We start from the raw sequence: 13,177 nt of genomic DNA, 5'->3' as shown, positions 1-13,177 counted from the left end.
GACGATGATCGGCAATCGTGATGATCGTCACGGACGCAGGTCGCGCTACGATGGGGTCATGACCGAGACCCCCGCCCTCGCACGGGAACCCGCCGCCGCGCGGGTCGACCTCGGCCAGGCTCTCGGCGCGGTGCTGCGGCGCTACCTCGACGCGGCCCACGACGCCGTGGCCGAGCTACCCGGTGGACCGCGGGGGTTCCAGGTGCTGTCGCTCGCCGGTCAGGGGGAGTGCAGCAACCAGGCCACGCTCGCCGCGAGCCTGGGCATCGACCGCACCGTCATGACCTACCTGGTCGACGACCTCGAGCGCGCCGGCCTGGTGGAGCGCCGGCCGGACCCCGCCGACCGGCGAGCCCGTCAGGTCGTGCTGCGGTCGGACGGCGAGACGGTCCTGCGCGAGACGACCGATCGCATCCAGGAGGTCGAGCGCAGCGTGCTGGCCGGCCTGTCCGCCGACGAGGCCGACGTCTTCAGGTCGCTGCTGGCGCGTGTCGCGGCCGACGCACCCGCGGACCACTCGCTCTGCTCGGCCGACCCGCCGGCGTGCTGAGCGCCCTACGCTGACGCCGTGCGCGTCGATCTCTGGTGGGCCCCGGTCGCCCCCGGCGAGCGGCGCCCCGGTCAGCAGCTGCTGGAGCGCGGGGCGGCCGAGCGTCTCGGCCGCGCCGACGTGGAGGTCGTGCGGACGTGCCCCGGGTGCGGCTCGAGCGGCCACGGGCAGCCGGTCGTCACCGACGAGCCCGCCCTCGGCCTGTCACTGGCGCACGCCGGTGGGCTCGCCCTCGTCGCGGTCGTGCAGGGAGCCCGGGTCGGGGTCGACCTGGAGCCGCTCGACACCGACGTCGAGCACCTGGCCGACGTCGCCCTCGGGCCGCACGACGCCCCTGCACCGACGTCGTCGGCACTGCTGCGCACGTGGACCCGCAAGGAGGCCGTGCTGAAGGCGGTCGGTGTGGGGCTCGCCGCGGACCCGTCCCAGCTGGCGGTGTCCGCGGCTCACGACCCTGCGGAGCTCGTCTCGTGGTCGGTCGTCGACGTCGCCGACCCGCGGCCGGTCCACCTGGTCGACCTCGGTCCCGCGCACGGGGTGCCCGCGGGCGTGGTGGCCTCCCTGGCCGTCACTGGTACGTCACGAGGTCCGGACGTGGTCGTACGTTCCAGGTCTGCCGGGCCGTGAGCATCGGCTCGTCCTCGTCGTGGAAGTTCTTCCAGCCCCAGTGCACGCCGTCGGGTGCTCCGCGGCGGATGGTCGCCCAGGTGCCCTTCTTGGCGGCCGGGGTGCCCTGACCGTCGACGTGGATGACGGTGGCGAGCTCCGGGTGGGTGGTCACGACCTTCGCGCGGTCCTTGATCATCGACGTCGAGAACTGGTGCAGCACGAAGAGCTTCTGCGGCAGCCGCTGCTCGCGGGTCAGCCTCGAGAGCCATGCGGAGACGCGGTTGACCTCGGCCGCCTTCACGGACCCGATCTGGCGCAGGTGCTTCTGGCCCTTCTTCAGCCGCCACTCCGGGTCGAGCGCCAGGCCCACGTGCGGCCGGAGCAGCAGCGACCGGTAGCGCTTCGCCTGGGTCAGGAAGTCGGTCCGACCCGGCTGCAGGTCGATCACCACGTACTGCCCGGCCTTCTCGGCGGCGCGCACGAGCGGCAGCAGGTCCTTCACGTCGGCCTCGGCGGAGTAGTCGCCGTCCTTGCCCTTCGATGCCGACGCGACGGTCGCGATGATCTCGAGCGCGGGCACGATCTTCGCCTTCGTCTGCGCGCGGTACCGGTCGGCGACCCGTTCGGCACGCTTCACGGTGGCACCCACCCCCTGCTCGCCGAGGAGGCCGAGCGACGGGGTCCCCGGGTGGCCGTAGAGCGCGACGACGTGCCGACCGGGGAAGGCGAGCAGCCCGCCGCCGGGCTGCTCCAGGTTCCGCCGGACGGCCATCACCTGGTACCCGAGCCCGTGGCGGAACGGGCGTCCGAGGCCGATCACCGCCGCCTTCGGCCGGTCGCGGAGGGCCGCCACCACGTCGGGGGCGGAGCGCGGGTCGGCGTCGGGTGCGCGCAGCACGGTGGCCCCGGCCGTGCGCGCCGTCGTGACGGCGGCGCGGTTGGGACCCGGTGCGCGGGTGAGCACGACGACGTCGCGTGGCTCGACGTCCGCGCGGGGGAGGTCGTCCACGGCCGCGTCGACCGCGGCGCGTGTGGGCTCGACCTCTTGGAGCCCGGCGACGTCGGGAGCGGTGCCGATGCCGAGCACGGTGCGCGCGCCCAGGCGCTCGATCTCGGCCGGCACGGCAGGTCCGGGCAGCAGCATCGGCACGCCCAGGCGCCGCGCGGCCCGTTCGGCGAGCTGCTGGACCTCCGGGTCCGGTGACGAGAGGACCACCACCTCGGACCTGTCGAACAGGCGGCGACTCACCCCGAGGGCTGCGCTGGCCGGGGTCGGGACGTCGATGACGTCGACGCCCTTCGCGGGCGAGCGCGTGACCACCGGACCGTCCTCGGCGCCGGCGGACCGTCCACCGGTGCAGCCACCGGCCACGAGAGCCACCACGACGAGGGCAGCCGTCAGGGTCGCGCCCACGGATCGCATGCTCCGACCGTAACGACGCCGTCGGCGCAGGAAGGCGACCGGGGCGGGTGGGCCGACGCAGGTACCCTCGGCACCGTGATCAGCGCCCTGTCGACCGCACTCGTGCAGTCCGCCACCTCCACGGGTCCCGACAGCGGCCTCGCCGGCTGGACCGTCGACCTGATGGACCGGCTCGGGCTGGTGGGTGCGGCCATCGCCGTGGGGGCCGACAACCTGTTCCCACCGATCCCGAGCGAGATCATCCTGCCCCTGGCCGGCTTCGCCGCCGCGCAGGGCACGTTCTCCCTGGCCGGTGCGTTGTTCGCGACGACGGCAGGGTCGGTCATCGGTGCCGCGATCCTCTACTGGTTGGGTCGCGGCTACGGACGCGACCGCACCGTGTGGGTGTTCGAGAAGGTCCCGCTGCTCAAGGTCAGCGACCTCGAGCGCACCGAGGCCTGGTTCGCGAAGCACGGGACGAAGGCGATCTTCTTCGGCCGGATGGTGCCGATCTTCCGCAGCCTGATCTCGCTGCCGGCGGGCGTGGAGAAGATGCCGTTCGCGCTGTTCCTCCTGCTCACGACGGCCGGCAGCCTGATCTGGAACAGCATCTTCGTCATCGCCGGCTACCGGCTGGGCGAGAACTGGGAGCAGGTCGAGCCGTACGCCGACACGTTCCAGAAGGTCGTCATCCTCGGCGTGCTGCTCGTCATCGCCGTCTTCGTCGTGGTGCGGGTCCGCCAGCTGCCGCGCTTCCACCGGGAGCGCTGACCGTGGGCGACGTCGTGGCCGTCTCGCGGATCGCGTCGCTGCTGCCGTCGGCCACCGAGATCGTCTACGCCCTCGGCCTCGACGACCGGCTCGCGGCCGTGACCTTCGAGTGCGACGAGCCGGCCCGGGCGCGGCTGGACCACCGGGTGGTGGTCACCGGCGCCGACACGAGCGGCTGGACGCCCGGTGAGATCGACGCGTACGTCCGGGAACGTCGAGCCGCCGGGGTGGACCTGTACACCCTCGACGAGGGAGCACTGGCCGACGTCGAGCCCGACCTGGTGCTCACCCAGGACCTGTGTCGCGTGTGCGCGCTGCCGACCGACCGGGTCGACGAGGCGCTGGCGCACCTGGGCTGCAGCGCCGACGTGCTGACGCTCGACCCGCACACCCTCGAGGACGTGCTGGCCTCGGTGGAGCGGGTCGCCGCCGCGGCGGGTGTGCCCGGTCGCGGGCGCGACGTCGTGGCCGGACTGCGTGAGCGGCTCGCTGCGGTCGCCGCCGCGGCGCAGGGCCGGCCACGGCCGAGGGTGGCCGTGGTCGAGTGGGTGGACCCGCTGTTCACGGGTGGCCACTGGATCCCCGACCAGGTGGCGGCTGCCGGCGGCGAGCCGGTGGGCATGCACCCGGGGACCCCGTCCGGCCCGTCGGCGTGGGACGGCCTGCGGGCGGAGCGGCCCGACGTCGTCCTCGTGGCGCCGTGCGGCTACGGGCTCGACGGCGCGGCCGAGCAGGCCGCGGTGGTGGTGCGGGAGCTGCCCGACGCCCAGGTGTGGGCGATCGACGGCAACGCCGTGGTGGTGCGACCGGGTCCTCGGCTGGTCGACGGGGTCGAGGCGATGGCCTCGGTGCTTCACCCGGACGTCGTCGAGCCCTCGCTGCACGTGCGGCGGGTGCCGTAGCGCCGCCCACCTCCCAGCTGTCGAGGTCGAGGACGGCGTGCTCGCCTGCCGCGGTGACGCGCCGTTCGGCGATCGACCGGTGAGGAGGTGCGCGCGAGGGCAGCAGGTCTAGCCTCGAACCATGACCTCCTCAGCCCTCCCCGACGTCCCCACCCAGCTGTTCATCGGCGGTTCCTGGCGCGACGCGAGCGGCGGCTCGACGTTCGCGGTGGAGAACCCCGCCGACGGCTCCACGCTCGTGCAGGTCGCGGACGCCACGGTCGACGACGGCAAGGCCGCGATCGACGCCGCCGTGGCCGCGCAGGCGGGCTGGGCGAAGGTGCCGCCGCGCGACCGCGGCGAGATCCTGCGCTCCGCCTTCGAGACGGTCACGGCTCGCGCCGACGAGCTGGCCACGATCATGACCCTCGAGATGGGCAAGCCGCTCAGCGAGAGCAAGGCCGAGATCACGTACGGCGCGGAGTTCCTGCGCTGGTTCTCCGAGGAGGCGGTGCGCATCTCGGGCCGCTACTCGGTGGCACCCAACGGCGCCACGCGTCTGCTCACGCTGAAGCAGCCGGTGGGCCCGTGCCTGATGATCACGCCCTGGAACTTCCCGCTCGCGATGGGCACCCGCAAGATCGCGCCGGCCATCGCCGCCGGCTGCACGATGGTGGTCAAGCCCGCGGGCCTCACGCCGCTCACCATGCTGTGGCTCGCCAAGGTGCTCGAGGAGTCGGGCGTGCCCGAGGGCGTGCTCAACGTCGTCACCACGAAGAGCACCGGCGAGGTGATGGAGCCGATCATCCGCGACCCGCGTCTGCGCAAGCTCACGTTCACCGGCTCCACCGAGGTCGGCCGGTCGCTGGTCGAGCAGAGCGCCGAGGGCCTGCTCCGCGTCTCGATGGAGCTCGGCGGCAACGCCCCGTTCCTGGTGTTCGGCGACGCCGACGTCGACGCGGCCGTCGAGGGCGCGATGCTCGCCAAGATGCGCAACATCGGCGAGGCGTGCACCGCCGCCAACCGGTTCATCGTCCACGCCGACGTCGCCGAGGAGTTCTCCACCAAGCTCGCGGACAAGATGGCCGCGCTCAAGGTCGGCGACGGCCTCGAGGACGACGTCAAGGTCGGCCCCCTCGTCGAGGAGAAGCAGCGCGACAAGGTGGCCGAGCTCGTCGACGACGCCGTGGAGAAGGGCGCCACCGTGCTCACCGGAGGCCAGGTGCCCGACGGTCAGGGGTGGTTCTACCCGCCGACGGTCCTCACCGACGTCCCGCTCTCGGCGAAGGTCACCACCGAGGAGATCTTCGGCCCGGTCGCCCCGATCTTCACCTTCACCGACGAGGACGAGGCGCTGCGCCTGGCGAACGACACCGAGTACGGGCTCGTCGCCTACGCCTTCACCACCGACTACGCCCGCGCGGTCCGCGTGTACGAGGGCCTGGAGACCGGCATGGTCGGCATCAACCAGGGCATCGTCTCCAACCCCGCCGCCCCGTTCGGCGGCGTGAAGGCCTCCGGCTTCGGCCGCGAGGGCGGCGCCGAGGGCATCGAGGAGTACCTCGAGACGAAGTACGTGGGGCTCGGTGGGCTCTGAGTCTGCGTCGGCCCGCGTCCTCCGGCGGTCGCTGACCTGGCGCGGGCGCACCGTGGCGTGGGACCGGTTCGGCGTCGGCCCGCCGCTCGTCCTGCTGCACGGGACCCCGTGGTCGTCGGCCCTGTGGCGCCCGATCGCGGACGCGCTGGCGCGCGACTTCACGGTCCACCTGTGGGACATGCCGGGTTTCGGTTCCTCCTCGAAGCGGCCGGAGGACGCCGTCGACCTCGGCACCCAGGGTGAGCTGTTCGCCGACCTGCTCATGGAATGGGGTCTGGACCGACCTCACGTCGTGGCCCACGACATCGGTGGCGCCGTCGCCCTGCGCGCCCGTCTCCTGCACGACGTCCGCTACGCGTCGTTGTGCCTCGTCGACGTGGTCGCCCTCTCGCCGTGGGGGTCGGACTTCTTCACGCTCGTGCAGCAGCACGCGGACGTCCTCGAGCAGCTTCCTCCCGCGGTCCACCGAGGGGCGGTGGAGGCCTACGTCCGCGGCGCCGCGTCGCGGTCACTGCGCGACGACGACCTCGCCATGCTCGTCGACCCCTGGACCGGCGACCTCGGACAGCCGGCGTTCTACCGCCAGATCGCCCAGGCCGACGAGCGGCACACCGACGAGGTCGAGCCGCGCTACGGCGACATCGACGAACCGGTGCACGTGGTCTGGGGGTCGGCCGACGCCTGGATCCCCGTGGACCGTGCTCATCGGCTCGTGGAGCTCATGCCTCACGCCGGCCTCACCGTGCTGGACGGGGCGGGTCACCTGGTCCAGCTCGACGCACCGGAGGCGCTCGCCGCCGACCTGACCCGCTGGCTGGGGTCGGTCACACGCTGACGTCGGCCCGGCGGTCGTCGGGACGCTGCGGACCCCGGCCGGACTGGAACTGCTCGACGTAGAGCCGGGCGTACAGCCCGCCGGCGCTCAGCAGCTCGTCGTGGGTGCCCTGCTCGACGAGGACGCCGTCCTCGATGCCGAAGATGACGTCGGCGTCGTGGATGGTGGAGAGCCGGTGCGCGATGGCGATGGTGGTGCGGTTGGCGCGGGCCCGCTCCAGGGCCTGCTGCACGAGCCGCTCGGTCTCGGTGTCGAGCGCCGACGTGGCCTCGTCGAGGATGAGGATGCGGGGGTCGGCGAGGAGCACGCGGGCGATCGCGAGCCGCTGCTTCTCACCGCCGGACAGCCGGTAGCCGCGCTCGCCGGTGATCGTCTCGTAGCCCTCGGCGAAGCTGAGGATGCGGTCGTGGATGTTCGCGTCGCGGGCCGCCTGCTCGATCTCGGCGGCGGTGGCGTCGGGACGGGCGTAGGCGAGGTTGTCTCGGATCGTGCCGTGGAACAGGTACGGCTCCTGCGTGACCATGCCGACGGAGCCGGTCACCGAGTCCAGGGTCAGGTCGCGCACGTCGTGGCCGTCGATCAGCACGGCACCGCGGGTGACGTCGTAGAACCGCGGCACCAGGTAGGTGGCAGTGGTCTTGCCCGACCCCGACGGCCCGACGATGGCCGCGAGCTGGCCGGGTCGGATCCGCAGCGACACGTCGCGCAGAGCCCACGTGTCGTCGACGGACGGCGCCGTCGACCCGTCGGGACGGGAGATCCGCACCGTCGACTCACCGAACCGGTCACCTCCGCGGCCACCGGTGAGGGACCTCGGCTCCGGGTAGCGGAACCAGACGTCACGGAGCTCGACGTCGCCGCGCACCGCGGGCAGCGCCACGGCGCCGGGCTTCTCCTTCACGGCGGGCTCGAGGTCGAGGTACTCGAAGATGCGACGGAACAGCGCGAGCGAGGTCTGCACGTCGAGCGTGACGCGCATGAGCTGCAGCAGCGGCATCTGCAGCCGGGCCTGAAGCGTGGTGAACGCGACGAGCGTGCCGGCCGTCAGCGCCTCCGACCCTCCCGGCAGCCCGCCGGTGATCATCAGCCCGGCGAGCAGGTAGATGAGCGCGGGCGTGATGGCGAAGAACGTCTGGACCGTCGCGAAGAACGTGCGGCCGGTCATCGCCTGCGCCACCTGGAGGCGCGCCTGCACCCGGTTCGCCTCGCGGTACCGCTCGGTCTCGGACTCGCCGCGCCCGAACACCTTCGACAGCAGGATGCCCGAGACGCTCAGCGACTCCTCGGTGATCGCGGTCATCTCCGACAGCGACTCCTGCGTGCGTCGCGCCAGCTTCTGGCGGCGTCGGCCGACGCGCAGCTGGATGGCGATGAACGCCGGCATGAGGATCAGCGTCAGGACGGTCAGCTGCCACGAGAGCAGCACCATCGACACGACGGCCGCGATCACGGTGACGGTGTTCTGCAGGATCGTCGTGGCGGTGTCGGTGAGCACCGTGCGCACGCCCGCGACGTCGTTGGCCAGCCGTGACTGGATCGCACCGGTCTTCGTGGCCGTGAAGAACGCCAGCTCCATCGTCTGCAGGTGCGCGAACAGCTGGCTGCGCAGGTCGGCCATGGCCGAGTTCCCGATCGTGGCGGTCAGCCAGTTCTGGCCCACCGAGATGAGCGCGGTCACGACCGGGATGAGGCACATGAACGCGATGAGCTTGCCGAGCAGGCCGAGGTCGGCCGCGCTGCCGTCGGTCGGGAACAGGGCGTCGTCGAAGACCGCCCGGGTGAGGAACGGGATCACCGACGTGAGTGCGGCGGCGGCGACCACCGCCACGCACACGAGCACGAGCTGACCACGGTAGGGGCGCAGGAGCGACGCGATGCGGCCGAGCACGGGTGCATCGGCCGCGGTGATCTCCTCCTTCGTCAGGTGGGTGACCTGTGCGCCCCGCGGCATCAGGCGTCGACCCGCGACAACATCAGCTCCTCGCGGACGGAGACCAGCTCGGGCGTGCCCCACACGCCGACCTCGGTGCGCAGCATGGCCCACAGGCGCACGGCGTCGGGGTCGGGCACGAGCGCGGGGTCGGCGGAGAGCTCGAACGGGGTCGGTCCGTCGGTGGCCTTCACGGCGACGGCGGCCAGCACCTCGCCGTCGGGCGAGACGAGCTTGACCGAGAGGACTCCACCGCCGGGCAGGGCGATCTTCTCGCGGATCGCAGCGGTTCCGGTCACGGAGAGGACGTCGAGGGAGCTCATGCACCGAGCCTAGGCCTTTGGCCCTGGGTGAACATCCCTGGCGCCGGGCGGCCCCGCCGTGGTCGGGTGGGGCATGGAACGGTGGCTGGTCCTCGGCGGCACGGCGTGGCTCGGACGCGAGATCGCGCGTGAGGCGCTCGCGCGGGGCCACGAGGTGACCTGTCTGGCGCGTGGCGAGAGCGGCAGTGTGGTCGAGGGTGCGCAGTGGGTGCGGGCCGACCGCGACGACGCCGACGCGTACGACGACGTCGAGGGCCCGTGGGACGCGGTGGTCGACGTCGCCCGTCAGCCGGGCCACGTGCGGTCGGCGCTCGCCGCGCTCGGTGCCGACGCGCGGCGCTGGACCTTCGTCTCGACCGGCAACGTCTACGCCGATCCCGCCCTCCCGATGCACGAGGACGACCCGCTCCGCCCTCCCGCGGTCGGGGACACGGTCGACCCCGACCAGTACGGGGAGGGCAAGGTCGCGTGCGAGCAGGCGGTACGCGCCCACCCCGGAGCGCTGGTGCTGCGAGCCGGCCTGATCGCCGGACCGGGCGACCCGTCGGACCGCTTCGGCTACTGGCCCGCGCGCCTCGGCTCGGCCGGTGAGGACGACGTGCTCGTGCCCGACCCGCCCGACGGTCTGTGCCAGGTGGTCGACGTGCGCGACGCCGCCGCCTTCGCCGTCGACGCCACGGGGCGCTCGGTCACGGGCGTGCTCAACCTGGCTGGGGAGTCGTTGCCGCTGGGCGACGCGCTCGTGCGGATCGCCGCTGCGGTGGGCCACCGGGGCAGGCTCGTGCCGGTGCACCCGGCGCGTCTCGAGGAGCTCGGCGTGCAGCCGTGGTCGGGTGAGCGGTCCCTGCCGCTGTGGCTCCCGGAGGAGGACGGCGGCATGGTCCGCATGGACACGAGCCACGCCGGGCACGCCGGTCTGCGTCGTCGTTCCCTCGAGGAGACCGCCGTCGACACCCTCGCCGACGAGCGGGCCCGCGGCATCGACCGGCCGCGGAGGGCCGGCCTCACCCGCGCCGAGGAGCGGGAGCTGCTCGCGCTCCTCTAGCTCCCGTCCCTCAGGCCATCGCTAGTGCGCTGCGGCGGCGACCGCGTCGGCGAACGACGTCGCCGGGCGACCCAGCAGACGCTCGACGTCGCCGCTCACGGCAGCGAGCTCACCGTCGCGGATCGCCGTGTAGGTGCTGATCCACGCGTCGAGCTGCCAGTCGGGCGCGCCGTAGTGGGCGCGGCTGGCGCGGGCCTCGTCGAGGGTCTCGTCCTCGAAGCGGTGCGGACGTCCGGTCACCTGCGTGAGCGCGGCAGCCACCTCGTCGAGCGTGAGGGCGTCGGGACCGGTCAGGTCGTAGGCACGGCCCGCGTGGGTCGCCGGGTCCTGCAGCACGTGCGCGGCCACGGCGGCGACGTCGCGCTGGGACACCGCGGCCACCCGGCCGGCGCCGGCAGGTCCTCGGATCACGCCGTCGGCGTCGGCGAAGTGGGTGAACACCTCCGCGTAGAAGTTGTCGCGCAGGAAGGTCCAGCCGAGGTCGGACTCGCGCAGCAGGTCCTCGGTGGCGCCGTGGTCGCGGCCCAGCGTGAAGGTGCTGTCGGCGGACGCCCCGACGAACGACGTGTAGACCACGTGCCCGACGCCGGCGTCCTGTGCGGCCTCGATGACGGACCGGTGCTCGTCGACCCGCGCGTCGCTCTCGTGGGCCGACACGAAGAAGAGCGTGTCCACGCCGGCGAGCGCCTCACGCAGGTTCGGTCCGTCGGAGTAGCTGCACTCCCACAGGCTGAACCCGAGGTCGGGGGCGCGGCTCGGGTCGCGCACGAGAAGCCGCACGTCGGCACCGTCGGTCGACGCCGCGTCGGCGAGGTGGCGTGCGGTGAGCCCACCGAGGGTGCCGGTGGCTCCGGTGACGGCGATGGTGGTCATGCCCTGCTCAACGAGCGGCGAGCGTGGCCTGTTCCCAGCGGTGTCAGTCGACGGCGACCGTCGCGAGCCGCTCGAGCGCCGACGTCAGCAGCGCGTCGAGCCGGGTGTCACGTGCGTAGGACGCGACCGCGGCGGCCGAGAACGCGGCCATCGTGCGCGCCCGCAGGACGGTGTCGTCGTCCACGTCGCCGTACTCGGCCCAGAACGCCGCGCGGTGCTGGGGCGCGAGGGCGCTGAACACGAAGGCGAGGTCGACGCCGGGGTGCGCCACGCACAGGTCGCCCCAGTCGATCACGCCGCACGCCTGGCCGGCGTCGTCGACGAGGACGTGCCTGGCGTAGAGGTCGCCGTGGCTGGTGACCACCTGGTCCGGCGCCGGTGGTGCGCCGTCCGCGCGCTCGAGCAGGGCGTCGAGCGCGGTGTCGTCGCGCCAGACCTCGGCGGACCGCAGGTCCGTGAGCATGACCCGGGTGCGTGCGGCGCGGTCGACGGCGTCGGCCCGCCCCATGGGGTCGACCGGGAGCGTCGGGTCGAGCGGCACGTCGTGCAGGGCCCGCACGAAGCGGCCGAGTGCGCCGGCGACGGACTCGACGTCGGCGTGCGCGGTCACGGCGAGCTCGGTCCCGGGCAGAACCTCGGCGCCCCAGAACGGCCAGGGCGGCTCGCCGTAGGTGCCGTGGTGGCGTGGGATCGGGATCGGCAGCGGCAGCAGCGGTGCCAGACGCGGAAGGTGGAGCGCCTCCCGCTCCACCCCGGGCAGCGCGATCGAGCGTCGCGGGAAGCGGAACAGCCACGTGTGGTCGACGGCGACGATCGAGTTGTCCCACCCCGCCGCGACCTGGCGGACGTCGTCACCGGCGAGTCCCAGCCCGCGCACGGCAGCGGTGGCCTCGGCGACGGTGATCTCGCGCTCGGGACGCCACGGATGGGTCATCGCGTCAGCATAGGTGGATCGAAGGACCACGAGGGAGCCCTCGTGGTGGGACGATGTCGCCATGAGCACGCTGCCCGACGCCAGGCGGACCACCATCCAGGCCGACGTGCACGACGTATACCTGGTCGGCACGGTGCTGGTGGCGCTCCTGCTGGGCAGCCCGATCCTCGGTCCTGTCCTCGTGGGTCTGGCTCTCTGGCGGTGTCGTCGTGCCCACCCGGCGGGACGGGCCATCGCCGCCGGCTGCGCGACTCTCTGGGCGGGCTGGGTCGTGTTCGTCCTCGCCTTCGGCACCCCCGTCGGGTGAGCGCCGTCATCCGGTCGGCAACCACGCGCGACGACGCCGAGCTGCTCGAGATCGACCACGTCACGTGGAGCCCGAGGTGGTCGCCCGGCAGCCCGCCGGACCGGGAGCGGGACCCCGCGTTCTTCCGTGAGCAGCACGGCGGGCCCGAGGGCTTCCTGGTGGCTGAGCTCGACGGCGGCGTCGTCGGCTACGTCGGGCTGCACCCTGCCGGGGACCTGGCGAGCCACGCTCACGTGCGGATCATCGACGGACTGGGCGTGCTGCCGGCCGCGCAGGGTCGCGGCGTCGGCGAGGCCCTCGTGCGCGCCGCCGTCGAGCGGGCCCGCGCCGAGGGTGCGGCCAAGGTGACGCTGCGCGTCCTGGGCACCAACCCGACCGCGCGTCGTCTCTACGAGCGGTGCGGGTTCGCCGTCGAGGGCGTGCTGGTCGGCGAGTTCGTCATCGACGGCACACCCGTGGACGACGTGTGGATGGCCATCCACCTCGACAGGTGAGGCGCGCGGGCCGGGGTCAGATCGTCTGGGCGACGACGTCGAGCTCGAGCGGGACGGCGCGGGCACTCGAGCCGGCGCTGATCCACAGGCCCACGGTGCGGGCGGCGTCGGGCTCGCTGGGCATCCACTCGGCGATCCACGCGGCGACGGCGCGGTCGGCGGCGCCGGGCCACACCCGGTGCACGGTCACGCGCGCCGGGGTGTCGAGCTCGGGCAGCGCGACGTCGGGCTCGATCTCCACGACCACCTGTCCGTAGACGTCGGACGGAAGCATCGCGAGCACCGACTGCAGGACCACCAGGTCGTCGGCGCAGCCGGCCAGCAGCACGTGCTGCAGCGGGGTGCGACGGCGGTGGGACCTCATGAGGTGAGTATAGGCTTACCTGCCTCGTGTGAGGCAAGGGTGGCCTATGTCACTACGATTCGCGGCGGGGGGCTCGTGGGGTCGGGTCGGGGTCGGGGCTGCGCTGCCTCGGCTGGTGCTGGGTGCGGTCTCCGAAAGGGCCTCGACCGGGCGACTCCCAGCGACCCGGCCGAGCTCCCGGGCCACCGCCTTCTCTACCCCAATCGGTGGATCCTCAACCGCAGGGCGGCGCGTGAGGTTGCAGATCCACCGATGGGGCGGC

General features: G+C 73.1%; 15 protein-coding genes. 9 read left to right on the top strand and 6 right to left on the bottom strand.

Annotation, left to right across the window (positions count from 1 at the left end; translation table 11 throughout):
* The first annotated feature begins 58 nt into the window (after positions 1-58).
* Both ASF35_RS02535 and ASF35_RS02530 read left to right on the top strand, forming a co-directional pair.
* Entirely contained in the window at positions 59-550 is a 492-nt protein-coding gene (locus ASF35_RS02535; protein ID WP_055962339.1) for a MarR family winged helix-turn-helix transcriptional regulator, read from the top strand.
* Positions 551-568: 18 nt separating this feature from the next.
* Complete coding sequence (locus ASF35_RS02530; RefSeq protein ID WP_055962337.1) at positions 569-1,177, top strand: 4'-phosphopantetheinyl transferase superfamily protein; 609 nt, start codon at positions 569-571, stop codon at positions 1,175-1,177.
* Here the strand turns inward: ASF35_RS02530 and ASF35_RS02525 are convergent.
* On the bottom strand, positions 1,119-2,582 hold the full coding sequence (locus ASF35_RS02525) for a hypothetical protein (RefSeq protein WP_055962333.1): 1,464 nt from the start codon (positions 2,580-2,582) through the stop codon (positions 1,119-1,121). The two genes, ASF35_RS02530 and ASF35_RS02525, sit on opposite strands and share 59 nt — an antisense overlap.
* 75 nt (positions 2,583-2,657) lie before the next feature.
* Here ASF35_RS02525 and ASF35_RS02520 point away from each other — a divergent pair, with 75 nt between their 5' ends.
* The 4 genes from ASF35_RS02520 to ASF35_RS02505 all read left to right on the top strand — a co-directional run bounded on the left by ASF35_RS02520 (position 2,658) and on the right by ASF35_RS02505 (position 6,645).
* Complete coding sequence (locus ASF35_RS02520; protein WP_235499091.1) at positions 2,658-3,332, top strand: DedA family protein; 675 nt, start codon at positions 2,658-2,660, stop codon at positions 3,330-3,332.
* Between the two features lie 2 nt (positions 3,333-3,334).
* Positions 3,335-4,234 carry an ABC transporter substrate-binding protein gene (locus ASF35_RS02515; RefSeq protein ID WP_055962330.1) on the top strand — a complete coding sequence of 300 codons (900 nt, stop codon included), beginning with the start codon at positions 3,335-3,337 and terminating at the stop codon, positions 4,232-4,234.
* 121 nt (positions 4,235-4,355) lie between these two features.
* Positions 4,356-5,810: an NAD-dependent succinate-semialdehyde dehydrogenase gene (locus ASF35_RS02510; RefSeq protein WP_055962327.1), complete on the top strand. Its 1,455-nt coding sequence runs from the start codon at positions 4,356-4,358 to the stop codon at positions 5,808-5,810.
* Positions 5,800-6,645: an alpha/beta fold hydrolase gene (locus ASF35_RS02505; RefSeq protein WP_055962324.1), complete on the top strand. Its 846-nt coding sequence runs from the start codon at positions 5,800-5,802 to the stop codon at positions 6,643-6,645. Before ASF35_RS02510 ends, ASF35_RS02505 begins: the two co-directional genes overlap by 11 nt.
* On the opposite strand, the gene ASF35_RS02500 is transcribed toward ASF35_RS02505, so the two are convergent.
* Positions 6,635-8,596 (bottom strand): ABC transporter ATP-binding protein, encoded by a 1,962-nt coding sequence (locus ASF35_RS02500; protein WP_055962321.1) that lies wholly within the window; start codon positions 8,594-8,596, stop codon positions 6,635-6,637. The genes ASF35_RS02505 and ASF35_RS02500 overlap by 11 nt on opposite strands.
* A complete protein-coding gene (locus ASF35_RS02495; protein ID WP_055962318.1) occupies positions 8,596-8,898 on the bottom strand; it encodes a YbaY family lipoprotein in 303 nt (100 codons plus the stop codon). Before ASF35_RS02495 ends, ASF35_RS02500 begins: the two co-directional genes overlap by 1 nt.
* A gap of 73 nt (positions 8,899-8,971) precedes the next feature.
* On the opposite strand from ASF35_RS02495, the gene ASF35_RS02490 reads away from it, so the two are divergent.
* The gene (locus ASF35_RS02490; RefSeq protein ID WP_055962314.1) at positions 8,972-9,943 is read left to right on the top strand and encodes an NAD-dependent epimerase/dehydratase family protein; all 972 of its coding nucleotides are present in this window, start codon (positions 8,972-8,974) and stop codon (positions 9,941-9,943) included.
* Positions 9,944-9,964: 21 nt separating this feature from the next.
* On the opposite strand, the gene ASF35_RS02485 is transcribed toward ASF35_RS02490, so the two are convergent.
* On the bottom strand, positions 9,965-10,816 hold the full coding sequence (locus ASF35_RS02485; RefSeq protein ID WP_055962312.1) for an SDR family oxidoreductase: 852 nt from the start codon (positions 10,814-10,816) through the stop codon (positions 9,965-9,967).
* A 43-nt stretch (positions 10,817-10,859) separates the two neighbouring features.
* The gene (locus ASF35_RS02480; protein WP_055962307.1) at positions 10,860-11,750 is read right to left on the bottom strand and encodes a phosphotransferase; all 891 of its coding nucleotides are present in this window, start codon (positions 11,748-11,750) and stop codon (positions 10,860-10,862) included.
* A 61-nt stretch (positions 11,751-11,811) separates the two neighbouring features.
* Here ASF35_RS02480 and ASF35_RS18290 point away from each other — a divergent pair, with 61 nt between their 5' ends.
* Positions 11,812-12,057, top strand: a complete 246-nt coding sequence (locus tag ASF35_RS18290; RefSeq protein ID WP_055962305.1) for a hypothetical protein — start codon at positions 11,812-11,814, stop codon at positions 12,055-12,057.
* Positions 12,054-12,551, top strand: coding sequence for a GNAT family N-acetyltransferase (locus tag ASF35_RS18285; protein WP_055962302.1), 498 nt, complete (start codon positions 12,054-12,056; stop codon positions 12,549-12,551). The genes ASF35_RS18290 and ASF35_RS18285 overlap by 4 nt, the downstream gene beginning before the upstream one ends.
* A gap of 16 nt (positions 12,552-12,567) precedes the next feature.
* Here ASF35_RS18285 and ASF35_RS02465 read toward each other — a convergent pair whose 3' ends face one another.
* The gene (locus ASF35_RS02465) at positions 12,568-12,915 is read right to left on the bottom strand and encodes a hypothetical protein (RefSeq protein ID WP_055962299.1); all 348 of its coding nucleotides are present in this window, start codon (positions 12,913-12,915) and stop codon (positions 12,568-12,570) included.
* Between the last annotated feature and the right edge of the window lie 262 nt (positions 12,916-13,177).

The sequence above is a fragment of the Aeromicrobium sp. Leaf291 genome (genome assembly GCF_001423365.1).
Taxonomy (GTDB): domain Bacteria; phylum Actinomycetota; class Actinomycetes; order Propionibacteriales; family Nocardioidaceae; genus Aeromicrobium.
This window is presented reverse-complemented; position numbering and strand designations above follow the sequence as displayed.